The sequence below is a fragment of the Paenibacillus hemerocallicola genome (assembly GCF_006265175.1).
Taxonomy (GTDB): domain Bacteria; phylum Bacillota; class Bacilli; order Paenibacillales; family NBRC-103111; genus Paenibacillus_AB; species Paenibacillus_AB hemerocallicola.
The window spans coordinates 90,691-116,808 of record NZ_VDCQ01000008.1 but is presented as its reverse complement, the minus strand read 5'-3'; the positions used below and the strand labels follow the sequence as shown (position 1 = coordinate 116,808).

Sequence of the window (26,118 nt, the reverse complement as noted above, 5' to 3'; positions counted from 1 at the left end):
GAGGTGGCCACCATGATAAGCAAAAAAGCGTTATTCGGTTATGATCCCCGAAAGGTGCAAATCCATATGAATCGGATGGAGCGGGAAGCGGGTTTTTTGGAACATCGTCAGCGGGAACAGTCCGAAGATTTTTTGTCGGAGGAGTCGGAGCTGCTGCGGCAAATCGCGGAGGCCGGGGAGCGGTTGAGCGGCATCGAGACGATGGAAGCGAATCTGAGGCAATGGATACAGAAAAACCAAAGCTAGGCACCGCTTTATTCGGACCCCGCAGACAGGACACCGACAAAGATTTCGCCGAAATCGCTTCATGGCTGCACGCTTTCGAGAAGCAGCTTGAGCAAGAACAGCAGGAGCACGACAAACGATTGAGGGAGCTGGAGCGTAAGCTGCAATGGCTCCGTACGGAAGCGGAGTCCAGGACCAAGGTTGTCGACGAATTGCTCGCGCTGAAGCTCGACATCATGGAGCGCGAAGGCTTCCGGCCTTGGACCGACGACGGTTCCGCCAAAGACAACAAGCCGCTGCGTCTGGGAGACCGTCTCGTGGAGGAAGGCATCATTACGGTCGACCAGCTGAACGAAGCGATGGACAGACAGCGGAGAATCGGCGGAAGGCTCGGCGATTGGATCGTAGAGATGGGCCACGCGACGAAGCAGCAGATCGAGGCGTTGTCCAGCCAACCGGTCGGCAAAGGGCGACTGGGCGAAATGCTGGTCGAGGCCGGCGCGATCACGAAGGAGCAGCTGAACGAGGCGCTCGAATTTCAGCGGCGCAGCGGAGGCATGCTGGGAGACATCCTGATGTCGCTGCGCCTGATCGAGCCGGAGAAGCTTTACCGGCTTGTAGCTACGCAAAACAATTTGGGCCGGATCGGGTCGGAATTCGCCTTCGATCATATGACCAAGCTTCCCGAACAGACGGCGCGCCGCTACAATGCGGTAGTCGTCCATCAAGATTTGAACCGGTTTCTCGTGGCGGTCGGATCCCCGCTGAAAGAGTCGGAGTTGCTGGAAATCGAGTCGATACTCGGCTTGCCGGTGGAGCAAGTTTTGGCTACCCGCGAGGAGCTGGAGTTTTTCTGGAAAGAAGTGTACACGTCCGAGCTGCTGCAGGAGAGCACGCAAAAACTCGTCATGGAGCAGCCGCAAAACTCCGCTCACGTGACGTTTACAAAGCCGCAGCTGACCGTGCTGGGGGCGTTGGGACTCGTATTTCTGATTTTTCTCGGATTGGATTGGCTGCATACGCTCATCGTAGTGAATATCGCCGTCCAACTCTTTTATTTCTCGATGACGCTGTTCAAGTTCTTGATCATCATGTACGGTACCCGTGAAAATGCCCAGATCCGGTTCACGCCGGACGAGATCGAGCAGATCGACGAGCGGACACTGCCGATCTATACCATCCTGGTGCCGATGTACAAGGAGAGCGAAGTCATTCCGCACCTGCTCGAAAATATCGAAAGTCTCGATTATCCGAAAGCGAAGCTCGACGTCCGTCTGTTGATCGAGGAAGACGATGTGGATGCCCAGCGGATATTGAAGGAAATGAAGCTGCCGCCCTATTATACGACGATCGTAGTGCCGAACAGCTTGCCGAAGACGAAGCCGAAGGCGTGCAATTACGGGTTGATCCGCGCGCGCGGCGAATATGTGGTCATTTTCGACGCGGAGGATCGTCCGGACCCGGATCAGCTGAAGAAGGTGCACGCGGCTTTCATGAGAAGCCCGGACAACTGTGCCTGTATCCAGGCGAAGCTGAACTATTTCAATAGCGGACAAAATATGCTGACGCGATGGTTTACGCAAGAATACAGCATGTGGTTCGAGCTGCTGCTCCCCGGCGTCATGCAGTTGGATATCCCGATACCGCTCGGCGGAACCTCCAATCATTTCAAAATGTCGGTTCTTAACGAAATGGGCGCTTGGGACCCGTACAATGTGACGGAAGATGCGGATCTCGGCATCCGGCTGTACAAATCGGGCTACACGACGGCCATCGTCGATTCCCGGACGTGGGAAGAGGCGAACAGCCGCACCGGCAACTGGATCAGGCAGCGCTCGCGTTGGATCAAGGGGTATATGCAGACATGGCTCGTGCATATGCGCAATCCGTTCCGGTTGTATCGGGAGCTCGGTACGAAAGGCTTTCTGGGGTTTCAGGTCATGGTGCTGGCCACTCCGATGCTGCCGCTGCTCAATCCGATTTTCTGGCTTATGCTCGTATTGTGGTACGGCTGGAAGCTGGCTATCATCCCGCAGTTTTTTCCGGGAATCATTTACTACTTTTCCGCCATCGAGTTTTTGCTTGGCAATTTTTTGTTCGTGTTCACGAATATCGCCGGCGTCTACTGGGTCATCCGCGAGCTGGAAATGCAGCGCAAGTACGATCTTTCATACGGGTTGGTCAAATACGCGCTGCTCACCCCCATCTATTGGGCACTGATGAGCATCGCCGCGTTCAAGGCGGCCTGGCAGTTGATCACCAAGCCCTTTTATTGGGAGAAAACGGTTCACGGCCTCGCTTCGGGCCCGACTCCTCACGATACGACCAAGACTGCCGAAGGAGGAATGTGAGGTGGCACAATTGGAAACGGCGTTGTCCGCACCCAACAAGCCGTCCGGTCCCGCCCCTTCCGCTCCCGTTGTGACCAAGCGCAGGCTGCTGCTTGCCGTTTTGTTTTTGTTCGTGTTGGCTGCGGAGTTCGCACTGGGATTTTACTACGCCTACACGCTGGAATATACGCATTCCGATGCGATGAGCCGGGTAGCCAACGCGTTTTACGTGCTCTACAGCCGGGATCCGCATCTGGCGGCGATCGGCTTCGTATGGAACCCGCTGCCGAGCCTCGTGAATCTGGCGGTTCTGCTGCTGTACCCGATCTTCCCGGCAGTGGCTTCATACGGCCTGGCCGGCATTCTGATGAGCTCGCTGTTCGCGGCCGGTACGGCTGTCCTGCTGGCCTCCGAGGGGCTTCGCTACCGGCTGGGGACAGTGACGAGCTTGCTGCTGGCTCTGCTCTACAGCTTGAATCCGTTCGTGTTTCTATTCGGCTCCAACGGACTCAGCGACGCGCCGTTTAATTTCTTCACGATGTGGACGGTCATCGCGTTCGCACGCTGGCTCCATGACGAGAAGCCGTTCGGGATGGTCGCGGCCAGCTTTACGCTGTCGCTGGCGTTCTGGACGCGCTACGAAGCGGTACCGTTCGGCGCGGCGCTGTTTGCCGCCGTCATTGTCGCAACGCTGCTGAAGCAGCGTCGTTCCGTTATAAAGCCGATCGAGCAGCGCCGCTGGAAGTACCAGTGGATTCGCGGGGAAGGCACGCTCGTGCTGATGATGACACCCGTCATCTACTCGGGGCTGCTATGGATTATGTGGAACTATTTGATTATGGGAAATCCGTTTTACTTTTTAAATTCGGAATACTCGAACGTGGCCCAGGCCGGCAGTCTCATGGAGAACGAGGAATACGTCCGCATGCTGGGCAATCCGTGGCTGGCGTTCGTTACGGTCGCGAAGAAAACGGCATATTATGCGATTCCGCTCGGCGTCATCGTGCTGATTCGCCTTTTTTCCGGTCGCTTGTTCAAATGGGACCTGCTTATCCTGATTATGCTGTTCGCCTCCATTCCGGCACTTCAGTACGTCATGCTGCTCAAGGGAACGACATTCGCCTGGTTTCGTTATTTCATGTACGGCTTCCCGATTACGGTAGCATGGCTTCCTTACGAGCTGAGCCAAATGAAACGGAAGGAGGTCGGGAAGCTCCTCGTGTTCGCGGGACTGCTGGGCAGCGCGGTTCTCCTGACCTATGCGATGACGAATCCCAAGATTGCGCCCGACGAGCATACTTACATCACGCTCGGCAGTCATTACGAGGATATGAAGCTGGAACAATCGATAGCCGAATATTTTAACGAAGAGCTGTCGGATGCGGTCGTCATGATGGATTCTTACTCGGCCTACCGAATCATCGTCAAATCCCGCAATCCGCAAAGATTCGTGATCACGAGCGACCGCATATTCCGGGATGCGATGAGCGAGCCGAAAAATTTCGGCATCGAGTACATCCTGATTCCCCGGCCGACGACCGAATCTATAGGGAGCGCGATTATTGTCACTTATCCGAATTTGTATGCGAACGGTGCGGAGTGGTGCGAGTTGTATAAGGATTTCGGCGATGGCGCTTGGAGATTGTACAAAATAACCGACTATGCTTTAAAGCACAAATCCGAAGGAGCGGAAGGAGTGAGCTGAGATGCCGGAAGAAAAGCTGGGCGTGGAGCTGTCCATTGTCATACCCGCATTCAATGAAGAAAGGCAGCTGCCGTATACGTTGGAAACCGTCGCTTATTATGCCGGCAAAGCGAGTCCTCGCTTCGAGATCGTCGTCGTGGACGACGGCTCCTCCGACGCCACCTGGAGCGTGCTGCAGCAATGCGCCAAAACGATCAAAGGGCTGAGGGCGCTTCGGTTAAGCCGCAATTTCGGTAAAGAAACGGCGCTGTGCGCGGGGCTCGAGGCTGTTGCCGGCGCTGCCGTAATCGTCATGGATGCCGATCTGCAGCATCCTCCGGAGCTCATCCCCGCGATGATGGACATTTGGAGAACGGACGCCAAGGCGGATATCGTCGAAGGCTTGAAGCGGCAGCGGGGAACCGAGCAATGGACGAAGCGGATCGGAGCGAGAATGTTCTACAGTGCGTTGACTCGTCTGACCGGACATCAGTTCGAGGGGGCGAGCGATTACAAGCTGCTGGACCGCAAAGTGGTCGAGGCGTGGAAACGTCTGCCGGAACGGACCACTTTTTTCCGGGGCATGATCGTATGGCTCGGCTTCCGGTCCGTAAGCGTCGAATTCGACGTTCCCCCTCGCGCGGGCGGGGAAACGCGATGGAGCTTTATCGGGCTCGCGAAGCTTGCCTTGAATGCGATAATCGCGTATTCCGCGGTTCCTTTGCGCATCGTGGGAGTCGTCGGCTTGCTATTTCTGCTAGGCGCATTCGTGCTGGGCGTCCAAACCGTTTATCACAAATGGATCGGGGAGGCTGTAACCGGATTTACGACGGTCATCCTGTTGCTGCTGATCATCGGCAGTGCGGTCATGATTTCGCTGGGCACGATCGGCGAATATATCGCCGCCATCTACAACGAGGTGAAGGGCCGGCCGCGTTATTTAATCCGGGAACAAGTGACCTACGAAGCGGAGGAGAATCAGCTTGCGGCTTATATCGGCAGCCATGCGCAGTAAATTGCTGAAGTACGGGATCGTCGGAATGTTCGGCGCGTTTATTCACTTTATCGCTTTAATCTTGTTGGTCGAAGCTGCGGGAATCGCTCCCGTACCCGCCTCGATCGCCGGATTCGTCCTGACCGTGATAGCCCAGTACGGCTTGAACCGGAGGTGGACCTTTCGCTCGAACGCCCGCCGATCTACCGAATTTCTCCGATACGCGATCGTATCGGTATCCGGATTGCTGTTGAACGCGCTCGTCATGTACGTCTGTATCGAATGGTTATCCTTGCACTATGTCATCGGGCAGGCGCTTGTCATGACGATTATTCCATTGTCGAATTATTGGTGGAATCGGGCTTGGACATTTCGGATCGGCGACGCGGTAGAGGTTATGACGCCCCGAACCGATGCGAAATCGTGATCGGAACTTGTATAGACAGAACGGGGCCAAGTTTCCGCAGGCGGAAACTTGCCCCGTTCTTTGCTATCCCCAATCTTTAGTCCAGCTCGCGGTTCCACAGCCGGCGCATCTCCTCGCTGTCTGCCAGCAGCTCCTGCAGCGTCCCCTCGGCCACAAGCCTTCCGTCCTTCAGCACGAGAATGCGGTCGGCGTAGGCAAGCGCGGCTTTGCGATGCGAGACGACGAGACAGGTGGCCGAGCGGCGCTCGAACAGCCGCTCCCACAGCTTCCGCTCCGTCTCTACGTCGAGCGCGCTCGACAAGTCGTCGAAGACGAGCAGCTCGGCGCCCCGGGCGAACATGCGGGCAGCCGCCGTCCGCTGCGCCTGTCCGCCGGACAGCTTGACGCCGCGCGGGCCTATGACGGTGTCGAGACCTGCCGGAAGCCCGGCGATATCGGGCTCGAGTACGGCGGCGCGGATCGCCGCTTCGAGAGCGTCCGGATCGTCGGTAGCGCCGAGCAAAATGTTGCGCTTCAGCGTGTCGCTGTACAGTCGCGGCACCTGCGGCGTGTAGGCGCTGCGCGGCGGCACGAAGAAGCTGCCGGGATCTTCGACGGTGCGGCCGTTCCAGCGGACAACGCCGCTCTCCTTGGGCAGCAGCCCGAGCAGTGTGCGCACGAGCGTCGTCTTGCCCGAGCCGATGCGACCGGTGACGACCGTGAACGAGTGGCGGGGCAGACGCAAGTTGATGCCCTCGATGCCACGCCCCGTTTCCGGGTATCGGTAGGCAAGATCCGTTACTTCAAGCACGTCGAGACGGTCCTCCGCCGTCTTAACCGGAGTGGCCGGCTCGGGGAGAGGTCCGCGCAAATAGAGCGGATTCGGTTCGACGAGCAGCTCCGGCGGCGCGTTCTGCAGCAAGCTTTCCATCCGCTGCTTGGCCACCTCGGTTTGTTTGAAATAGGTCAGAAATTTGCCGAAGTTTTGGATAAACTGCGTGACGAACGTCAAGTAGTAGACGAACAGCGCGAAGTCGCCGACGGTAAAGCTGCCTTCCCGCATCGCCTGGGCGCCGAGCAGCAGGATGAGGCCGGTGCCGAGGTTGACGGTGTTGGAAAACACCGAGTCTAGCGTCTGATTCAGCAGCTTGTCTTTCAGCATCGCACTGCGCCGCTGGTCGTTCAGCGACTTGAACCGCCCGATGACGCGGTCCTCCGCCCCGGCGACCTGAATCGCCTGCACGGCGCCGAACATTTCGCTGATCGCCTCCGTCACTTGGCCGGTCGCTTCCCGGCTCGCCGCCCGGTATTTTTGCAGCCGCGCGGTCGACAGCTGGGCCAGCGTCACGACAAGAACGAGCGGTACGAAGACGAGCAGCGTCAGCTGCGTGTCGATACGCATCAAAATCGCGAACGAGACGATGGCGAATACCGTCATGCCGAGCGCGTCGACGGACCAGCTGATCGCTTCCTCGGTCTGCTCCACGTCGTCCCGGAAGTTGCTGATCGCTTCGCCGGGAGATACCGGAATCGCCTTCGCGCCCGGCTCCTTCAAAATATGGTGCAGCATGTTCCGTCGGAGCAGTCCCCCGATGCGCATCCGGAAATGGACGTCGGTGATGAAGCCGAAGACGATAAGAACGGCACGAACGGCCGTCGATGCGAGCAGAAGCGCGATAATCGTCCATATGCCGAACGAAGCCGCCGCTGAATCGGTCATAACGTCGAAGAACGCTTTCGTCACAAGCCCGGGCAGGATGGGAGCGAGATAAATAAGCGTCCACATCGTCGCATTGGCCGTATACCAGAGCGGACGATAGCGGATCAGACGCCATAACAGCTGAAAGGTCGTCATGCGAGCACCTCCTCCATGCCGACCTCGAGCATCCGGCTGAAGCGGGATTCCGGATCGGCGGCGAGCGTTTCGCGGTTGCCGAACTCGGCGATTCGACCGTTGTCGAGAATGAGAATGCAGTCGGCCCGTTGGACGGTGGCGAGCCGGTGGGCGATTATGATGCATGTTCTGCCGTGCAGCAGCTTCGTTACCGCCGCCTCCAAACGCTGCTCTGTGGCCGGATCAAGCCGTGATGACGCTTCGTCGAGAATGACGAGCCCAGGGTCGGTCAAGAAGACGCGAGCGAATGCCAGCAGCTGCGCTTCTCCGGCCGACAGTCCTCCTCCGCCCGACTCCAGCTTCGAATCGAGACCGTCCGGCAAAGAGCGGAACCAGCTATCGAGGCCAAGCTCGCCGAGTACCCGGACGATGCGCTCATCGGAAATGGCCGAATCGTAGAAAGTCAAATTATCGCGAACCGTACCCTGGAAAATTTCAATGCTTTGCGTTACCATGCCGACGCGTCTGCGCAAATCGTAAAGCTTGGCGTCGCGGATCGGCACATCCCCGAGGCGAATAACGCCAGATTGCGGGTCGTAGAAGCGGAGCATGAGCCGGGCCAGCGTCGTTTTGCCGCTCCCGGTCCGCCCGAGCAAGCCGAGCACCTGCCCCGGCTCGAGGCGGAAATCGATGCCGTCCAGCGTAGCCTTGCCGCTCTCGTACGCAAACGTCACGTCGTCGAGCGTTACGGGCAGCGGGCCGGCGGGCAGCGGCGTTCCGGCGCCGTCGCGGATCGCCGGCTCCGTATCGAGCAGTTGGCGGATGCGGACGATGCTGGCGTCCGCTTTTTGCAAATCTTCCATTTGCGTGCGGATTTTCTCGATCGGCTTGGCCATCAGCTCGGTATAATAGAAGATCATGTAGACGGTACCGATCGTAATGGAACCATTCCTCCATAAATAAGCGCTGAGCGCAAAGGCTACCGCATTGCCGATGGCGAAGACGACGAGCGTCGTAATCCACATCGCCGCCCAGCCGAGAAAGGCGCGGATGCGGACCGGCAGCCATACCCGCAGCAGCGAAAAAAATTTGTGCATGACGAAATCGCTGGCGCCATTGGCCCGGGTGTCCTCGGTCCCTTCCAGGTGCTCGCTCAGGAAGCCGTAGAAATCGGCGCTGATTTGGCGGAGCTTGCCCCAATGGGGGATGGCGAACTTGCGGATATACTGGATCGCGTAGATGGCCAACACGACGAAGACGGACATGCCCGCTCCGACGATCCAGCCTTCGCGGAACAGCAGGATGAGAATGCCGACGACAAGCAGCAGGTTACTGGCGAGCGTAATGACGAAATTCGAGAAAAAGTTGGCAAGCGCGTTAATGTCCCCGTCCACCCGCTCGATAATCGAGCCGGTCGTATGCGACTTGTGGAAAGTCATATCGAGGCGCAGACAATGCTCGGCGACGTCTCCCCGAAGCTTGTTGGTGGCAATCCATCCGACGTTCTCGCTGATGTAGGTGGCCGCTACGGTGACGAGCTGCTGCAGCAGGGACACGCCGATGAACAGGGCGGCGGCGATCCACAGCGCCTCGTTCGTCTCCGCTTGCTGGGCGGAATCGATAAAGTAGCGGATCAGCTGCGGATTGACGAGCTGCATCGCCAAGCCGGCGACGAGCAGAACGGCGAGTCCCATGATGGAAGAACGCTGCGAGCGCAAATAATGCCGCAGCAGGCCGACGTATTGTCGCAAAGGGATTTTGAATGCGGTCATAAGCGTATAATCGGTTCTCCTTTCCTTTCTTGCTACCCGTGCCGTAAACCATGATAGTACTGTAGAAGATTCGGTCAGGCGAGTCAACCGCTTTTTCGGAAATCGTTATGTAAACGGCTGCGGCGAGGGATGTTTTTTGCAAAAAGGTGTGCAAGCCGTGTCGAAAATGGCAGGGGAACGATAAAGCGTGTCGAAATAACACGGTAGGACTTAATGACCAGAGACTATCACGAAAACGGAGATCGCAGATGGAGCAGCTTCAAAGTCAATACATGATCGGCTTGTTGGCGCTATCTTGCGCAGTCGCCATCCTCGGCGTTCTGGGATGCATTCTGGCTGTCGCCATATCCGACAAGAGGCTGGCGACGAAATCGGCGCAGCGGACGGAAAGCGAGCAGCATTTCCAATCGCTGTTCGACAACAATTCCGATGCCGTATTCTCGCTGGATGCGAGCGGTAACGTCATAGGGGCCAATCCCGCCGTCGCCCTCCTTACGGGCCGTCCGTCCGCGGCTTTTCTGAACCGCACGCTCGCCGAGGCCGCCCAGCTCGATAAGGGTCAGGCTCAATCGCTGCTGGGACGAACGCTCAAAGGATATCCGCAAAGGTTCGAAGTCGTCTTTGAACGATCCGAGGGGCGCAAAGCGGAGCTTTCGTTCCATCTCGTGCCGATTTCCGCAAGCAAACGCGTGATCGGAGCTTACTGCTTGGCCAGGGACATGACGGAGAGCAAGCAGGCGGAACGCCGCATGCATCATTTGGCTTATTATGACGAGCTGACGGAGCTGCCGAACCGGAGAAGCTTTATGGACGCTCTGGAGACGGGGTTGACGGCGCCGAAGGACGAGGCCGGCATTCTTGCGTTATTTTGCCTCAATCTGGACCGGTTCAAATCATTCTCCCATCTGGTAGGACACTCGGTCGGGGACAAGCTGCTTTTGTCATTCGCGGGCAGCTTTCGCGAGGCCGTCCAAGGGCTTGGGGGAGGCGATACGCTCGTATCCCGTCTGGGCGGAGACGAGTTTGCTTGCCTGATCCGTTTGCGGGACGAGGGAGAAGCGCAGGCTGCCGCCAAGCGGCTTATCCGGCTGGACCGGCCCTTCGTCATAGACGAGCGGGAATTTCATTTGTCCGCGAGTCTCGGGTACGCGCTGTATCCGTTGCATGGCGAGGAAGCCGAATCGCTGCTGAAGAAGGCGCAGACGGCACTCGACCATGCCAAGAAGCGAGGCGGCAATCACGAGCAAGTATACGATGCGGCGATGGAAGCGGCGATCCACCGCAAGCTGGAAATCGAGAACGGACTTCGCAAAGCGATAGAACGGGGGGAATTGACGGTACATTACCAGCCGCAGGTCGAGCTGAACAGCGGCGACCTGATCGGGGCGGAGGCGCTCGTTCGGTGGGCTCATCCCGAGGAAGGACTTATCCCGCCGGGGGTATTTATTCCGATCGCGGAGGAAACCGGCTTGATCAAGCCGATCGGGGAGTGGGTGCTCCGGGAGGCGTGCCGCCAAGCCAAGGCGTGGCAGGATGCGGGGTTTCCCCGGATTACGGTGTCCGTCAATTTGTCCAACCGGCAGTTCGAGGAGCAGCACTTGCCGGAGACGGTCGGGGCCGTCCTGACGGAATACGGGCTCGAGCCCGGCTGCCTGGAGCTGGAAATTACGGAAAGCATGGCGATGGACGTTATGCGTACGATTCCGGCGCTGACGAACTTGAAGGGGCTCGGCATCCAGATCAGCATCGACGATTTCGGCACCGGCTACAGCTCGCTTAGCTATTTGAAACGATTTCCGATCGACAAAATCAAAATCGACAAATCGTTCGTCAGCGACCTAGCCGATCCGGACGAGAACGATACCGCTATCGTATCGGCGATCGTGGCGGTCGCGCATCATTTGAAGCTGAAGGTGATCGCCGAAGGGGTCGAGACGGCGGATCAGCTCGAATATTTGCGCAAGCAAAAATGCGATCAGCTGCAAGGCTATTACTTCAGTCCGCCGGTCCCGGCCGTCGATTTCGAACGATTGATGCACCGCTTCTTCAGCCGCTCTGCCACTGTGTAGAGCGGTTCTTGCTCGTCTTCCAAGACAAGCTTCGTGCGGGTTCGGACAGGCTGGCCGCTCCCGGAGCGGCCAGGTTTCTTACCTCCGGACCGGTTTTCTGCTACAATGGACCGTAATAGGACTTTTTCGCGAAGAAAGGTGGAGTGGGCTTGGATTTCGTTCGAATTACGAGCATAAATGATCGTTATTTCCGGCAAATGCATGAATGGATGGGACAAATATTTCCTCCCGAGGAGGTGCTCGCCTTCGACTTGTGGGCCGAACCGCTCAAGGACGAAGGCTTGCGCGTCGTTGTCGCCGTTCACGAAAACAACGTCGTCGGGGCGACGGAGTACCGATATTACCACGACATGGGCGTAGCGATGACCGATTTTACGATCATAGGCCGGGAAGGGCTCGGCGTCGGCCGGTTTCTGGCGCAGGAGAGGCAGAAGGATTTGTTCCGGTGGGTCGAGCGAAGCGGCGGTACGCTGTCCGGGATGTTCGCGGAAATATACAATCCGTACCTTGTGGAAGAGCACGCCTTCGGCGGCATCAAGCCGATGGATCCGTACGTGAGGCGGGAGGTGCTGTCCCATCTCGGATACCGACGGCTCGATTTCCCGTATGTGCACCCTTCCTGGGAGCTGAACGGAGAAGCGGTCAGCGGATTGGATCTGTGCTTCCTGGCGTATGACGAAACGATCCGGGAGCTGCCTGCGGCGCTTGTCGTCCGCTTCCTGCAAACGTACTATTCGATCCAGGAGCGCAAGCCGGAGTCGTGGTACGAGATGATTCGCCGATTGGAATCGACCGATACGATACGGCTGCTGCCGATATAATCCGGCGGACCGACTAGTTTTTACCGAAAGCGGGGGAACGCTTTGGCTGGGGATAGATGGGAAGGGTGGCCGTCGTCAAGGGACGGCGGCATCGATTTTTTGCAGCAGGAGTATGTCGAATGGGCTTGCGGCGCGATTCGATTGCCGGGCGAGATCGGGGAGGCCATCATGCGGGGAGCGGCGGTCATACGTCAGAGCGAGGACTTGTCGCAGCTGGCGCGGGAGTTCCATCGGGAGCTGTTTATCGACAAGACCGCTCCGGGCGAAACGAACAAACGGCTGCTCGCCTCGGGTCCGCAGTCGGGCATCGTCGCGGCCGTCGTCTATTTGGGAGCGCTGCCTCAAATGAGAGACGGCTACGAGTCGAAGCGCATTCCGAAGCGGGTGCTGGTCGATACGCTCGACGACATGGCGATCTGGATGCGGCATTATCGCAATCGGAACGGAGAGTGGGGTCTCGGACAAGTCAGCTGGCTCATTCATCATGTTACCGGCAAGCTGTTCCGGCTCGGACGTTTGCAGTTCGCGTTTACGTCTTATAATAAGCCGTTCAAGGCGTTTCGGCATCGGGTGTCGGGCCGCGTCGCGGTTTTGTGCGACTCCGGGGCACGCTATAGGGCGGATGGCCAAGCGGACGGTACGAACGGCATTTTCGATGACGGAGCAGGCTGGACCACGGTTCTGGACTATGACGGAACGGCATATATCGGGCATCCGGTTACCTCGAAGGGCGCAGTGTCGCTGTCCCGCGTGTCGCTTCCGGTCGGCGATTGGGAGCTTGTTCTCGAGAAAGGGGATCCGGTTCTGGACGTTCACATCCCCGAAGGCGGCAAAATGACGCACGAGCTGTGCCGCGATTCTTACGGGCAAGCGGTGGCGTTCACGGCGGAGCATTTTCCCGAGATGCCGTTCAAAGCGTTCGTATGCTCCTCGTGGCTGCTAGCCCCGCAGTTCCCGCTGCTGCTTCCGGCGGAAGCCAACATTGTCCGTTTCCAGCGGGATTATTACGCAACTCCGGTCAAGTCCGACGAAGATCAGACGCTGGAGCGGGTATTCGGGTTCGGGACGAAGCTCGCCGATCTGCCGGGCCTCCCGAGAGAAACTTCGCTTCAGCGGATCGTGTACGACCATCTCGCGTCGGGAGGACATATCCACGGAGCGGCCGGATTTTTGTTGAAGGACGATTGGAACGTCGGGACAACGATAGCCCCGGAGACCGATCCGACCGTTGGCGGCACATAACGCGGCGCGGTTTGGCGCATCCTATGGTGGGATTTCGCAGTCTATGCACACTTTAGGAGGTTAAACCAGCCCATGTCGAACAAATATAACAACAACAAGCACGATGCGGCGCCGGAAGACAATCAGACGCCGGACACGAGCTCGCACGGCGAATTGCGCAGCGGCCGTCTCAGCATGATCAAGAACAGCAATCCCGACAAAGAAGGGCCCGAGAACGAGTATTTGACCGACGTGATGGACAGCCGGGACGCCGACTGAAGATCCGGGCATAAGAGGCGGCCGTCGTCTCAGACGCCGCAACAACCGAGACCGCTTGTGCAGCGTCATGGCTGCCGGCGGTTTTTTTATCGATTCGCATGTGGTCGACCGACCGCCGTCATGCAGCGAAACACCGCGCGCTGGGAGCTGCGCGCGGTGCGAAAGAAGAAAAGGCTTAACCTCGTTAAAGCGTTAAGCGGAGTGCGAGTTTCTGGACCAAGAAAAACTCCTCTAAATCGCGGTCGCTCATTTTTGAAATTCGTCGATTGACGTTTTTTTAATGACGGCATATTTTCGCGTGCAGAAGTCCATCTATCGTATGACCGGTGAAAGCTTGTCGCCTTTGGCGGCGCTCGCGGGACCGCGAGTCTATCAATAGCGGAACTGGCGTATGTTATTGCCCCAATTACCGCTGCCGATAGCAAAATAACGGAAATCCGCTCCCCTATTCCGCTGTTCATTGCCCATTTGCCCCCTAAAGATCGAAGTAACGGAAATCTCTTCCGTTAAATGCAGGAGTGCAGCGAAATTCGGGACAATAACGGAAATGCGCTCCTCTACTGCGGCACCATCCTGCACACGCAAAATCAAAAGCCCTTGCTGTGGTTGTATGCGGATTATGCCGGCTCCGTTTTTTTCTGTCCGTGCGATGCAAACGAAACGGATACTCCTATATCCTATACGATACCGCGCTCCGGCATAGGAGCAGCTTCCTAATGCGGGCAAAGCGGAAATGAGAGAATCCGGTGATATGTATTTCGGATAAAACCGCGCATAATGAAGGAAGCTCAACAAGAGGGGAACCCGGAAAAAGTTCAGCGGGAGTGAACGTTCTTGAGTTCCATGATCGGGAAAAAGCGGAGCGCTTTGAATGAACGGGTCCAAGATTTTGCGGGCAATGACTGCTGTTTCCCGCTTCTGAGGCGAATGATGAGGCATCACAGACATACTTACGAGCATTCGCTCAGGGTAGCGGGACTGGCCCTCAAGCTGTGCGAGGCGATGGATTATGCCGCGGCCGAACGGGATGTTGTACTGCGGTCCTCCTTGCTTCACGATATCGGCAAGCTGTCGGTGCCTATCGGACTGCTGGACAAGTCCGAAGCTTTATCGCAGACGGAGTGGGACATCATAAAGGACCATTGCCGAAACGGAGATACTTTGCTGCGTGCATGGGGAATGGCCGGGCTGGTGGACTGCGATATGGTTTTGTATCACCATGAGAACGTGGACGGCAGCGGCTACGGGGGAGTGAGGGAGTCGAAGCTGTCGAAGTCGGTCAAGCTGCTGCGGGTCGTCGACAGTTACGATGCGATGACGGTCAACCGGAGCTACAATCGCGCGAGAACGCACGAGGAGGCGCTCGACGAGTTGTACCGGTGCAGCGGGCGGTGTTACGATCGGAATGTCGTGGACACCTTTTACCGCGTCATGTCGGAATGCTGCTGAGCGGGTGTGCGGAATGGATCTCGGAGTATGCGTATCTTTTCGTGGCGGCGTCTATTCGGAAATGGACCGGTTGAAGCGACACGTTCGGCTCAAGGCAAAAAAGGGACTATCCCTAAGGTCGATTTTGACCGGGACAGCCCCTTCTTCTATTTGTCCCCGCGGTCCACATGCTTGCGCGGGGAGTTTTGGCCGCTTTGCTCGTTTTTGTCGGCCAAATTCAGATGGTCGTGCTCCGTTTCGCCGGTTGTGCCGTCCACGTTGTAGCGGACCAGCTTCCAGGCGGTCGTGCCGAGCTGGGGATCGGCGGGGAATACGTCGCCCTTGCTCATAAATTCCTCGCGGCCCCATTCGTTCGAGTAGACGCCTTCGACCTCGACGGGCTCACCGGACAGCGGCTCCATACGATCATGTTCGCTCATCGGAAGTATCCTCCTTGGGAGTGCGTGTTTTGCGCGAAGGACACGCAATCCGTTCGCAAAGTTTACTATGTCCAGTTATGGTCAAATTATGTTCGATTGCCAGTACATTTAGACCATATAAAGTCACGGCGGGTGCAAAAAATGGCCGGAGAAACGGTATCGATTGTCTTGCGAAATCGTTTCCATATTCCGTAAAATACGGAAGAAGACGCTGGCGCATATACCGTATTTACTGTGGGAGGATGCAGAATGGATATTCGAGCCGAGCAAGCGATGTATTCGGAGGCGGCGGAGCCTTGCCGCAATTTCAACATTTTGGGCGTAGTCTCGCTCATCGATCCGAAGGACGGGCGCGAGAAGCTGGTCCTATCGAATTTTGCCGCGGGATCCGTCGGCAATCTGATCTTTATCGATACGAAGACGCATGAAGGAGAAACGATTCCGCTGCCCGGCGATTCCGGAGCTTGGGCCATTTTGCCGCTCGGCGACAAGCTGCTAGTCGGGACTTGCCCCGACTACGGTTATTTGCACTGTCTCGATTTGCGCAAGCGCGTATGGGCGAGGCCGCTGCGGATCGAATCGGAGAAATACATCTGGAATTTCGCTCTCGGTTCCGATGGAATGGTGTATGGAGGCACTTATCCCGGCTGCGTCCTGCTGCGTTACGATCCCGACAAGCACGCGCTCGCGAATGTCGGCCGCGTGTCGGAGCATGCGAAGAACATGTACAGCCGTCGCGTATACGGCGAGTCGCCCGGACGGATTATCGTCGGCGGAGGAATGGATACGCCTTTTCTGCGGGTATGGGATATCGGGTCGGAGACATTCGGCGAATTCGGATCGGCAGGGGAAACGGTCAAACAAATAACCGAAACGTTTATTTGCACCGTTCAAGGAGATCGTCTCCGTTTCTACGATACTGCGACGCTCGAGCCGGTCGAGGGCGGATTGGCCGAGACATGGTCGGCTATGCTCGAGAACAAGGAAATCGCGGTGAACGACCGCTTGCGGGTAGGGTACATATCATTGGCAGACGGCTCCAGGGCCGGCGTGAAAGGGCAGGACTACTTCATTCAGCGGCCCGGCGACAACGGACGGCCCGAATTCCGGCCGATTCCCGTGCTTGCGCCGGCCACGCGCATCCACACGGTCATTTCGGACGGGGAAGGCGTACTGTGGGGCTCGAGCGGCTTCGGGCAGACGATATTCCGCTACGATCCCCGTGACGGTTCTTATTGGAACTCCGGGGCGGTGTGCAATGCCGGCGGCGAAGTATACGGGATGGCGTACGTCGGCGAGGAGCTGTTCATGGCCGCTTACGCCGGCGGCGATCATATCGTGTACCGGCCTTCCGACCCGTGGGACCAATACGGCAACGTCAATCCGAGGACGCTTCGTCCGGTCGGACCCGAATTGATCCGGCCGCACGGGAAGACGGTCGTCGGCCCGGACGGCGGCATATGGACCGGCTGGATGGCCAAGTACGGCGTGTACGGGGGCGGATTGTCCCGCATCGACGCGATCACGAAAGAAGTAACTTCTTGGTACGATCCGGTCCCCGGGCAAGAAATCGGCGGACTGACGGCTGATGCCGAACGGCTGTATTTCACGACAGGCACCGGCGGCAACGGGTTGAAGGCGCGGGACGAGCCCGGTCATTTTGCCGTATGGGAGCCGGAAGGCCGGATATCGTTTCTGCATCGGTTCGATTCCGGGGAGAGAGGGGGAGTCCTTCTGGCGGCCGCATCCTACGTATGGATACGGGTAGGAAGCGAGATTGCGGTGTTCGATCCGCGAACGCTTGCATTCGTTCAAAGGATTCCTCTCGGCGAAGGCTGCGGCTGCATCATTGCCGACGGCCCGGACCGGATCGCCGCGTTCGGTCAGAAGACGCTTTTCTCGATAGACGCGAAACGGATGACGGCCGAGCCTCTGGGGGCGCTTCCGGGGAACGTCTCCACTGCGGCGAGAACGCCGGACGGAACGTTATATTTCAATTGCTACGGTACGAAGCTGTATAAATGGAGCGCCGCGAGTAGCGGTCGTTAAGAGACAGGGCCGCCAGCCTGCCGTCTTCTGCAATGCAATCCCCAATAAAACATCGAGGACTGCCCGTCAAGGGCGGTCCTCGAACTTTTCGCGGAGTTGCCAGGGGGCGGACTGTCCGGCTACTTCCGCTTTTCCTCGATCTTTTTATTGGCGCTTTCTTCCGCTTCGCGTAGTGCCGTATTCGCGTCTTTCGTCCCCTTGTAGTAGTTGGGGAGCAGCTCCGTGTATATGACCGTTTTGGCGATGTCGTCATATTTCGTCGTTTTGAAGGGCTTTCCGACCTTATCCTTGAAAAAGGCATTCAGATTTTTGCCTTCGACGCCCTCCAGATCTTTGCCGTATTGCTTGGCGGCGGAATCGCTGTTGATGATCGGCACCTGCCCCTGCCTCGATTTGATCGTCTGCACCTCTTCGGACATCATGTAGGCGATGACCTGGAACGTTTCCTCCATATTTTTGCCTTTGGGCGGCATCGCGTAAAACGGCGAAATCATCTGCGTGCCTTCGCTTGAATTGCCGCTGAAGGAGGGAAGGGACACGACATCCCAGTCGAGGCCGTTTTTCGCCGCCTCCGGCAAAGCGCTCAGTATGTTGGGACCGGAATACATCGCGACATCCTGATTTTTCTCGAAGGAGCCCCCGACCTCGTTGCCGGGTATGAAGAAGAAGCCTCCCATCGTTTCCAGCCACCGTTTCCAGCCGGGACCGTTGACGACCGTTTTGAACGTCGCGGGATCGACGAGCGGCTGCATCAGCTGGTTTTTCCATGTCAAATTTTGCAGCTGGAATTGAAACCCTTTATATTTCACGGTACCGTCCTGGCGAGTCAATTTTTTGGCCAGCTCGTACGTTTCCTCCCAAGTCATGCCGTCTTTCGGGTACGGAACGCCGAATTTGTTGAAAATGTTTTTGTTGTAGTACAAAACGTTGCTGCTTAACGTGTACGGCATGAACAAAATCTCGGCTTTGTCGGAATACGCCTGAACCGACTCCAATACATTCGGAAGAAACCGGTTCATATCGAAATTTTGCTTTTTGATAAAAGGCGTCAGGTCGGACAACAGGTCCACATCCCGGAAATCCCACAGCGAGCCGATCGTAAACGAAATCAGATCGGGCACGCTGCCTGCGGGCGCCAGATGCTCGGGCTTCAAGGTGGCGCTGTAATAGACGGGATTGACCGTAATATGGGGGAACTTCTTCTGGATGATCGAGGTTTCCAGCTCCATGACCGCCGGTTTTAAATTGGTATAGTAGTTTAAGGTGAACGGCTTGGGCGGTTCGTTTTTCGGCTCCGCCGATTTTACCGGAGATTCCGACTGTCCGCCGCCATTGCTGCAGGCAGAGACGATCAAGAGGATGCAAACGGCCGCGAGCATGTTTCTTTTTTTCATAGGCAGCCCCTTCCTAAAGTTGATGAATCGATAAAACATCCGGCGAATAAGTCTACTCCGGGTCCGGAAGATGCCTCCGATCGCCGTTGTTCTCAGATTATTGGATTCAATAAGCTCTTATTCGGTTGAAAATCCGACAACAAATACGAGCGTCGTTCGCTTCTGCGACATCCTTCCAGACCCTACCCTTACTTTATCACCGGGCTTCCAATACTTGGCCATCCTGCAGCAATCTTTGTTTGAGCTTCCCGTAAGGCACTTCCTGGATCGCGGTTCCCGCCTCGAGGGCCATAGCCGCCGCGGTAGCCGCGGACTGGCCGAGAATCATGAAGACGGGCTCCATGCGAATCGAGCCGTAAGCGATATGGGAGGCGGACAAACAAACCGGAACGAGCAGATTGGTACATTCCTCTCCCTTCGGTACAATGGAACGGTACGAAATCGGGTAAGGCCCCGGGACGGGTATTTCTACGTTTCCCTCGTTCACGCATATGCCCTCGAGAACAAGACGTCGGCAGTTGTGGGAATCCATCGTATACGAAGCCATGCCGATCGAGTCTTCCGCGGCGACGAGATGTCTGCAATGCTTCTCGTTCATGACCACTTCGGAAATCATCCGTCGGCCTTCCCGCACGTACAGCTGATGGGGCCAGTTGGCGGTTCCCGCAAATTCGTCGGCGGCAAGGCCCCACTGCCTGCGTTCTTCGCGCAGCTCGCCCGGAATGCTGTCATCGTTGGCGAGAAAATAAAACAGACCCATATTGTAACGGACATGGCTTTGAAAGAGGCGTTCCCGCGTCGCATAGTCACCCTCCGGCCAAGCGTAGTTCGCACCGATATGGTCCGTGCTGAATGCGCCGAAATTGTTCGTATCCGTCTTGCCGTTCGGGATTCTGGAATTTTTCTGGCGGAAGTCCCAGACGCCGGCCCGGATATAGCGGGCCAGCAGCTCGAACGCTTTCGGATCGTAGCCGGGAGGCTCGGGGATCGGTACCCGATTCTCGGGAACGTTGGTCAGGCATATACGGAAGTTGTAAGCTTGGATGGAGCGATCCCCTTGTCCTTGCGTGCCCGGATCCGCATCCGCAACGCCCGGCAGAAGACCGCTGTCCGGCTTTCCTGCGACAACGTAAGGATCGACCGCGGCGTTGAACATATGATGGTGCGATCCGAACTGAATGCCGTTGCGAGTTTCGCGGTACGTGGCATTCGACTCTCTTCCGACGTGGAACGATACGCCTGCGCGGGCCATCAGATCACCTTCGTAAGATGCATCGATAAACATCGAAGCGCGAAAGACGTTGCCGTTCTCCATCGTGATTTGAGTTATTTTCCCCGATGCGGTTTCCACTTTGGCGAGATGCTGTCCGTAGTATACGGGAACCTCCGCCTTTTCCAGCCATTCCTTGTAAATGTGTCGCGCCGCGCTCGGCTCGAAATACCAGACGCAGCCGTCTTCTTCCGTTGTTTGATAATAGGTGCCCAGGTCCCGGTAAAACTCTTTGGCGATACCCCCGACCGCCTCTTTTCTCCCGTGGTCGGTGCTGCCCAGCCCGCTGGCGGCGATTCCGCCTATATGCGGGCCGAATTCGGCAATCGCCGCGCGCAGACCCATCCGGCTCGCTTGAACGGCTGCCGCGATTCCGGCCGCCGTGCCGCCGTAAATGCACATGTCGGTTTCCACCACAAGCGGATTGTCTGTCGGCGGGCTTGGAATATAGTACTTGAGCCGGCTAAAGTCAGCCATTCGATCAACTCCCTTTTCCCCTTGAATGCTGTTGATAAAGCGCTTTCACAAATAGTATATCGGCATCGCATCCACGTAAAAATGCATATAATTATAAAAATTTATACATTATTACAACCGTCGTCGGGGTGCTTTCCAATCATCGGAAAGTTGAATATACTTGGATGAATGAGGCTCGTTATCGTTCCGTTGAAATGGAAGACGCCGGCATGCGGCTTATTGAAAAGGGAGGGAGTTCGAGCATGTCCCTTGCTTATCCGATTTCGCTCAAGGGTACGTACTATTGGAAGGACAAACCGAAGTTCCTTGCGCATATGGAACGCTCCCCCGTGTGGACGATGATGGCTGTCGAGGAAGGGCTGTTCCGCTACCGGATCGGAGACGTGCAAGGGGAAGCTTCTTCCGGCGATATAGTGCTATGCCCGCCATCGATGGAGTTTCACCGCGAAATGCTTACTCCCTTGTCCTTCTTCTATATCAAATTCACCTTTCAGGAGCAGACCCAATCGGAGGAAGAACGGATCGTCAAGCTGCTGCACAACTTGTTCCGCTACAAATTTACGACTCCCGAGCAGGACCGGCTGTTTAACAATTACCGACATTTGCTCGGTTTTTTCATGATCGACGAAGGAGTCGGCAGCAGAGGGATCGCGCATTATGTCAATGACGTGTGGATGTTATTTTATATAGAAGCGGAATCTCTTTCCCGGTATGGAGATCTTGTAAACGACCCGCTGATGAAGGATGCGAAAGATTGGATCGACCGTCATGCATGCGGGAACATTCAAATGCGGGATATCGCTAACATATTCAACATGCATCCCGTCCAATTCACCCGCCGATTCCAGACCGTATTCGGGCTGCTGCCTTCCCGTTACCTGTTCTCGGTCCGCATGGAAAAGGCCAAGCTGCTGCTCGTGCAGACGGATTATACGATCGACCATATTGCCCGGCTATGCGGTTATGACAACGGTTATTATTTCAGCCGCATGTTTACGAAGTACGGCAAGATGAATCCTTCGAAGTTCCGCAAAATTCATTCGATGCAGCTGCTTTGAGCCGGCCCTGCGCGCCATACGGATGTTTTGAAATTTTAATCGAATATACAAAATTTGTCTTATAAAACGTTCTTATTTGGCGTGAATTTATAGGCAAATAAATTTATAATTTTCACTACATAAACCTATAACATACCTGTATTTTTCGAGCTTGACCCGTATCGTCGGACAGTTTTCCGACGAATGCAAAAAACGTTTGAAAGCGTTTTAATTAGAAGGCGCTTGCTTGTCCGATCAAGCGAGTGCAGGGAAAGGAGGGAGCCTGCTCATAATTGGGAGTTGCCTTTCTGTATCAACGGTTCCGCTTAATGGCGGAAGATAACGAACAACCGGCAATCGTTATCCGCCTGCTCGACTTAGTACAAGCCGCCGTACCCAATACGAAACGAAGAAGAGGGGATCATTCATGCTGAAAAAAATGGCTTTGCTCGGACTGACGGGCATGCTGCTGCTATCCGCTTGCGGCGGAACGAAACCGGGAGCAGGAGCCGAGGAGCCCGTCCAGCCGCAGCAGAAAAAAGAACCGGTCACGCTCTATTTCTATAATGTCGGCTCCAACTTCAACGCAGAGGGTTACTTCGAAGAGAAGTTCGGCAAGCAGATCAAGGAAAAGTTCCCCCATATTACGCCTGTGCTCATACCGACGACTACGGGAACGCTGGATAAATTGATCGCTTCCAACCAGCAGGTCGACGTCATATTCGGATCGGTGGGCCTTTCCTACACCAGCGTCTTCCAGAACAATATGCAGGTCGATATCGAACCGCTGGCGAAAAAATTTAAGACCGACATGAGCCGGTTCGAGCCGCAAACGCTCGAAATGATCCGCCAAATGAGCGACGGCAAGCTGTATGCGCTTCCCTTCGACAACCAGGCCGCCGTCATTTACTATAACAAGAACCTGTTCGACAAATTCGGCGTTGCCTACCCGAAAGACGGCATCACATGGGACGAATTGTACGACCTGTCGGTCAAGCTGACCCGCAATGAAGGAGGCACGCAATACTACGGCTTCACCATCTCGCCGAACCACTACTTCCTGCGCAACCAAATGTCGCTCAACTTCGTCGATCCGAAGACGCAGCAAGTGTCTCTTACGACGGACAACGTGAAAAAATTGATGGACAATATCACCCGATTTTATCAGATTCCGGGCTTTAATCCGGACAAGACGAAGATGGGCAGTCTGGTCAAAATGTTTTTCCAGGATCAAGTAACGGCGATGTGGTCGCCGGTCGCGGGACTGCATGTCGAGAAGGATCTGGCGCCGCTCAATTGGGATATCGTCACGTTCCCGACGATGAACGGCCTCGGTCCGCAGCCGTATCCTACCTTCATGTATTTGAACGTCGGCAGCAAGTACAAGGACGACGCTTATCAGGTCATGGACTATTTGTCCACGGAAGAGTTTCTGACCGAGAAGGCCAGGGCGGCAACGTTCATTCCGGCCTTGAACAGCACGAGCATCCCGAAAGTATTCGGCCAGGACGCGCCGTTGTATAAAGGCCGCAACCTCAATGCGATTCCGCTGAAAAACATGGCGAAGCCATCGCCCCAGAGCAAGTACTACTCTGCGGCAACGACGCAGCTCGGCACCAACGCCTTGCAGGGCATTCTGTTCGGAGGCAAGGATGTCAACACCGCGCTCCGGGAGGCGGAGGAAGCCGTCAAGAAAACGATCGAGGCGGACAAAAACAAATAGCAGGTCGCTATGGAACGCGGCCCGGCAGTGCTCTCATTGGCGGAACAAGGAGTCGGCAAGGCGTATCGACAAGAAGAGCAGCGGCAAGAGAGCAACGGCAAGAGAGCAACGACAAGAAGAGCAGCGGCAAGAGAGCAACGTCAAGAAGAGTAGCGGCAAGAGAGCAACGACAAGAAGAGCAACTGCGATGACTAGCAGTTGCAGAGCCACACCGGTGGCGCCCCCTGATGGGCGATGCCGGTGTTTTTGCTTCACAGCATCATTCGTGTGCAGAGGGGGGATGTACCGCCTGATCGGCGAAGGCAGGCGGCCTTTACCGATGACTTGCAGGATCGCAAATCCAAGAAATAGCGGAACTGGAGTACGCTATTGGCTCGAGTCCCTCTATCGATTGCAAAATAAAGGAAAACCGTTCCGCTATTCCGCTGTTCACTGTCATTTCCACCCCGAATGACCGATATAGCGGAAGCCTGTGCCGTTATCTTCAAGAGTGTAATAGAGTTTGGGACAATAACGGAATATAATTCCTCTATTGACGCACAACGTCATGTCACGCCCATCAAAACGCCCCCCAGGTTGTATGCGGATTATGGGGTCATAGTTTTTTTCACGCTATACCGCACTACTGAACCAAAGTACATAAATTGTGAATTCCATTGTTGTTGCTTGGGTAAAGGCGCTCTTATCCGGGATGGTCCGTCTAAGGCGGCGCCTGGCGAAAAAGGAGTTTGAGCCGTCCGTGTCGAAGACGTTAAACGGTTGGTTACCGCCGGAAGGGGGAATAATCGTGGGATTCATATATGGATGGAAGGCTGTCGGGAAGCGGACATTCGCCGCACTGCTCGCTTCCGCGCTGCTGCTCGGTCCGGCTGCGGTCGGTACGCAGACCGTCGGCGCGGCGGAGCGAAGCGGAGGACCGCTATCGGTCGCCGTGGCGGAGCCTGTGAAGGCATTATCGGATATTGCCGGACATTGGGGAAGGGATACGATCGAATGGGCCGTCTCGCAGCACATCGTCGACGGCTTCGCCGACGGGACGTTCCAACCGGACAAGCGGGTGAGCGAAGCCGAATTTTTGACGATGCTGCTGAGGGCATACGTAGGGGATACGATCGCGGCGCAAGGGCCGAATGCTCCTTGGTATGCCAAATATTACGCGTTTGCCGCGGAAATGCGCTGGCCGGTCGATCAGAGCCAGGCCGACGCTCCCTATAAGCGAGGGCAGGTTGCCAGACTGCTGGCCGCCTCGCAGGGACAGGAGCTGGACGTGGACGCTTCGGTCCGTTATTTGCTGGACAACGGATTGGCGCAGGGCAGAACGTCCGGCGGCACGACGGCGGGCTTCGGCACCGGGGAAACTTTGACGAGAGCGGAAGCGGTGCAGTTTATCCGCAATTTGAAAGGAAAGGCGCAATTCGTTACGGGCTTGTCGGCCCCGGTCCGGACGTTTGCCGTGCGCGGCGTGTCGCTGGGCGATTCGGAAGCTTCGGTGCAGGCCAAGCTGGGAGCTCCCGCGCGCAAAGATCCGAGCGAGTACGGCTTCGAATGGCACATCTACAATCAGGAATATGCGAGCTATGCGCAAATCGGCATTCAGGACGGCAAGGTGGTCGGATTGTATACGAATTCCGCGGACTGGACGACGCGCCAGGCGGGAATCGGTGCCGGATCGAAAGCGGCCGACGTAGTAAAGGCGCTCGGCAAGCCGCTCGATTCGATCACGAAGGGCTTTACGAAATATTTGCTCAACAACCCGGGCAAAGAGGACGGCGTGTATGAAATCGACGAAGGCTATGTGACGTTTTTCTACGATACGCATGAGTCGAGCGCCGTGGAAGCGATCCAGATCATAGCCAAAAGCTCCGAGGAAGCGAAGAGCGACTATTACGGCACCGTGAGCGACGCGCTCCGCACCGCATTCGAGAGGGAAGTGTTCGACTTGGCCAATGCGGCGAGGGCGAAGCGGGGATTGCCGGCATTCCACTGGGACGATAAGGCGGCCGGCACGGCGCGCAAGCACAGCGAGGATATGGCGAAGAACGGATATTTCGACCATACGAGTCCGACCGGGCAAAAGCTCAAGGACCGGTTCAATGCCGACGATATCGATTACAGGCTCGGCGCCGAAAATATCGCGGCCGGGCAGCCGAACGCCATCGTCGCCCATTCGGGCTGGCTGAACTCGGGCACCGGACACCGCGAAAGCTTGCTCGGCGCTACGACAAGACTCGGGGTCGGCGTCTATTTCGGAGGGAAAATGCGGGCGTATTATACGCAAAATTTTTACACCCCGGGAAAGTAGGAAGCGTACGGGTTAACGTCCGCATTGATTTTTATCCGCAAGTTGGGTACAATGATGTGCAAAGCATAAACGCGGCCGTGAAGGATAAACAGTACCTGCTGCCACTTTCGCACAAGCGACCCGGGGACGGTGAAAGCCCGGGGGAAGAAGCGGGGAAAAGGCGATCCGGAGCCGCATATGAACAAAGGGGACGCGCATTCGCGATTCGAATGTGTCTCGGGCGTACCGATTCCATCGGACGGCCGGGCGTCGCGTCAACTAGGGTGGAACCGCGGGTGCGCTATTTCAAGCTCTCGTCCCTAGGCATAAGCTTATGCCATGGGAGAGGGCTTTTTCGTTTTGCCTTTACCTGCTCATGGCGCA

The 26,118-nt window shown here is 56.5% G+C and carries 19 protein-coding genes; 14 read left to right on the top strand and 5 right to left on the bottom strand.

Annotated features, from left to right (window positions below; translation table 11 throughout):
• Positions 1-12: 12 nt before the first annotated feature.
• Genes FE784_RS08130 through FE784_RS08110 form a run of 5 tightly spaced genes read left to right on the top strand, consistent with a single transcriptional unit; the run spans position 13 to position 5,660 of the window.
• On the top strand, positions 13-246 hold the full coding sequence (locus FE784_RS08130) for a hypothetical protein (protein ID WP_139601639.1): 234 nt from the start codon (positions 13-15) through the stop codon (positions 244-246).
• Positions 222-2,576, top strand: coding sequence for a cyclic di-GMP-binding domain-containing protein, MshE-related (locus FE784_RS08125; RefSeq protein ID WP_139601638.1), 2,355 nt, complete (start codon positions 222-224; stop codon positions 2,574-2,576). The genes FE784_RS08130 and FE784_RS08125 overlap by 25 nt, the downstream gene beginning before the upstream one ends.
• A 1-nt stretch (position 2,577) precedes the next feature.
• Positions 2,578-4,260 (top strand): ArnT family glycosyltransferase, encoded by a 1,683-nt coding sequence (locus FE784_RS08120; protein WP_342779081.1) that lies wholly within the window; start codon positions 2,578-2,580, stop codon positions 4,258-4,260.
• A gap of 1 nt (position 4,261) precedes the next feature.
• On the top strand, positions 4,262-5,254 hold the full coding sequence (locus tag FE784_RS08115) for a glycosyltransferase family 2 protein (RefSeq protein WP_139601637.1): 993 nt from the start codon (positions 4,262-4,264) through the stop codon (positions 5,252-5,254).
• Positions 5,223-5,660 (top strand): GtrA family protein, encoded by a 438-nt coding sequence (locus FE784_RS08110; protein ID WP_246131944.1) that lies wholly within the window; start codon positions 5,223-5,225, stop codon positions 5,658-5,660. Before FE784_RS08115 ends, FE784_RS08110 begins: the two co-directional genes overlap by 32 nt.
• A gap of 76 nt (positions 5,661-5,736) precedes the next feature.
• Here the strand turns inward: FE784_RS08110 and FE784_RS08105 are convergent, their stop codons facing one another.
• A complete protein-coding gene (locus FE784_RS08105; protein WP_139601636.1) occupies positions 5,737-7,494 on the bottom strand; it encodes an ABC transporter ATP-binding protein in 1,758 nt (585 codons plus the stop codon).
• The gene (locus FE784_RS08100) at positions 7,491-9,245 is read right to left on the bottom strand and encodes an ABC transporter ATP-binding protein (RefSeq protein ID WP_139601635.1); all 1,755 of its coding nucleotides are present in this window, start codon (positions 9,243-9,245) and stop codon (positions 7,491-7,493) included. The genes FE784_RS08105 and FE784_RS08100 overlap by 4 nt, the downstream gene beginning before the upstream one ends.
• A gap of 248 nt (positions 9,246-9,493) precedes the next feature.
• Between FE784_RS08100 and FE784_RS08095 the strand changes: the two genes are divergently transcribed.
• The 5 genes from FE784_RS08095 (at position 9,494) to FE784_RS08075 (ending at position 15,084) form a co-directional block, all read left to right on the top strand.
• Entirely contained in the window at positions 9,494-11,314 is a 1,821-nt protein-coding gene (locus FE784_RS08095; protein ID WP_139601634.1) for a putative bifunctional diguanylate cyclase/phosphodiesterase, read from the top strand.
• Between the two features lie 149 nt (positions 11,315-11,463).
• Complete coding sequence (locus FE784_RS08090; RefSeq protein ID WP_139601633.1) at positions 11,464-12,135, top strand: GNAT family N-acetyltransferase; 672 nt, start codon at positions 11,464-11,466, stop codon at positions 12,133-12,135.
• 42 nt (positions 12,136-12,177) lie between these two features.
• Entirely contained in the window at positions 12,178-13,377 is a 1,200-nt protein-coding gene (locus FE784_RS08085) for an acyltransferase domain-containing protein (protein ID WP_139601632.1), read from the top strand.
• Between the two features lie 72 nt (positions 13,378-13,449).
• A complete protein-coding gene (locus tag FE784_RS08080) occupies positions 13,450-13,635 on the top strand; it encodes a hypothetical protein (protein WP_139601631.1) in 186 nt (61 codons plus the stop codon).
• Positions 13,636-14,478: 843 nt separating this feature from the next.
• Positions 14,479-15,084 carry an HD-GYP domain-containing protein gene (locus FE784_RS08075; protein WP_246131955.1) on the top strand — a complete coding sequence of 202 codons (606 nt, stop codon included), beginning with the start codon at positions 14,479-14,481 and terminating at the stop codon, positions 15,082-15,084.
• A 146-nt stretch (positions 15,085-15,230) separates the two neighbouring features.
• Here FE784_RS08075 and FE784_RS08070 read toward each other — a convergent pair whose 3' ends face one another.
• Positions 15,231-15,503, bottom strand: coding sequence for a transposase (locus tag FE784_RS08070; RefSeq protein ID WP_139601629.1), 273 nt, complete (start codon positions 15,501-15,503; stop codon positions 15,231-15,233).
• A 249-nt stretch (positions 15,504-15,752) separates the two neighbouring features.
• Between FE784_RS08070 and FE784_RS08065 the strand changes: the two genes are divergently transcribed.
• A complete protein-coding gene (locus FE784_RS08065; RefSeq protein ID WP_139601628.1) occupies positions 15,753-17,552 on the top strand; it encodes an NHL repeat-containing protein in 1,800 nt (599 codons plus the stop codon).
• 119 nt (positions 17,553-17,671) lie between these two features.
• Here FE784_RS08065 and FE784_RS08060 read toward each other — a convergent pair whose 3' ends face one another.
• Both FE784_RS08060 and FE784_RS08055 read right to left on the bottom strand, forming a co-directional pair.
• Complete coding sequence (locus FE784_RS08060; RefSeq protein ID WP_176706047.1) at positions 17,672-18,946, bottom strand: ABC transporter substrate-binding protein; 1,275 nt, start codon at positions 18,944-18,946, stop codon at positions 17,672-17,674.
• A 196-nt stretch (positions 18,947-19,142) separates the two neighbouring features.
• Positions 19,143-20,693: an FAD-dependent oxidoreductase gene (locus tag FE784_RS08055; protein WP_139601626.1), complete on the bottom strand. Its 1,551-nt coding sequence runs from the start codon at positions 20,691-20,693 to the stop codon at positions 19,143-19,145.
• Positions 20,694-20,935: 242 nt separating this feature from the next.
• On the opposite strand from FE784_RS08055, the gene FE784_RS08050 reads away from it, so the two are divergent.
• The 3 genes from FE784_RS08050 to FE784_RS08040 all read left to right on the top strand — a co-directional run bounded on the left by FE784_RS08050 (position 20,936) and on the right by FE784_RS08040 (position 25,755).
• Entirely contained in the window at positions 20,936-21,751 is an 816-nt protein-coding gene (locus tag FE784_RS08050; protein ID WP_176706046.1) for a helix-turn-helix transcriptional regulator, read from the top strand.
• Between the two features lie 406 nt (positions 21,752-22,157).
• On the top strand, positions 22,158-23,453 hold the full coding sequence (locus FE784_RS08045) for an extracellular solute-binding protein (RefSeq protein WP_139601624.1): 1,296 nt from the start codon (positions 22,158-22,160) through the stop codon (positions 23,451-23,453).
• A gap of 787 nt (positions 23,454-24,240) precedes the next feature.
• Complete coding sequence (locus tag FE784_RS08040; RefSeq protein WP_176706045.1) at positions 24,241-25,755, top strand: CAP-associated domain-containing protein; 1,515 nt, start codon at positions 24,241-24,243, stop codon at positions 25,753-25,755.
• Positions 25,756-26,118: the final 363 nt, after the last annotated feature.

Excerpts from the sequence above, each read along its gene's own strand:
- FE784_RS08070 (WP_139601629.1), bottom strand. The coding sequence starts at position 15,503 with ATGAGCGAACATGATCGTATGGAGCCGCTGTCCGGTGAGCCCGTCGAG.
- FE784_RS08050 (WP_176706046.1), top strand. The coding sequence starts at position 20,936 with ATGTCCCTTGCTTATCCGATTTCGCTCAAGGGTACGTACTATTGGAAG.
- FE784_RS08055 (WP_139601626.1), bottom strand. The coding sequence starts at position 20,693 with ATGGCTGACTTTAGCCGGCTCAAGTACTATATTCCAAGCCCGCCGACA.
- FE784_RS08080 (WP_139601631.1), top strand. The coding sequence starts at position 13,450 with ATGTCGAACAAATATAACAACAACAAGCACGATGCGGCGCCGGAAGAC.
- FE784_RS08100 (WP_139601635.1), bottom strand. The coding sequence starts at position 9,245 with ATGACCGCATTCAAAATCCCTTTGCGACAATACGTCGGCCTGCTGCGG.
- FE784_RS08105 (WP_139601636.1), bottom strand. The coding sequence starts at position 7,494 with ATGACGACCTTTCAGCTGTTATGGCGTCTGATCCGCTATCGTCCGCTC.
- FE784_RS08125 (WP_139601638.1), top strand. The coding sequence starts at position 222 with ATGGATACAGAAAAACCAAAGCTAGGCACCGCTTTATTCGGACCCCGC.
- FE784_RS08075 (WP_246131955.1), top strand. The coding sequence starts at position 14,479 with ATGATCGGGAAAAAGCGGAGCGCTTTGAATGAACGGGTCCAAGATTTT.
- FE784_RS08045 (WP_139601624.1), top strand. The coding sequence starts at position 22,158 with ATGCTGAAAAAAATGGCTTTGCTCGGACTGACGGGCATGCTGCTGCTA.
- FE784_RS08095 (WP_139601634.1), top strand. The coding sequence starts at position 9,494 with ATGGAGCAGCTTCAAAGTCAATACATGATCGGCTTGTTGGCGCTATCT.
- FE784_RS08065 (WP_139601628.1), top strand. The coding sequence starts at position 15,753 with ATGGATATTCGAGCCGAGCAAGCGATGTATTCGGAGGCGGCGGAGCCT.
- FE784_RS08060 (WP_176706047.1), bottom strand. The coding sequence starts at position 18,946 with ATGAAAAAAAGAAACATGCTCGCGGCCGTTTGCATCCTCTTGATCGTC.
- FE784_RS08130 (WP_139601639.1), top strand. The coding sequence starts at position 13 with ATGATAAGCAAAAAAGCGTTATTCGGTTATGATCCCCGAAAGGTGCAA.
- FE784_RS08115 (WP_139601637.1), top strand. The coding sequence starts at position 4,262 with ATGCCGGAAGAAAAGCTGGGCGTGGAGCTGTCCATTGTCATACCCGCA.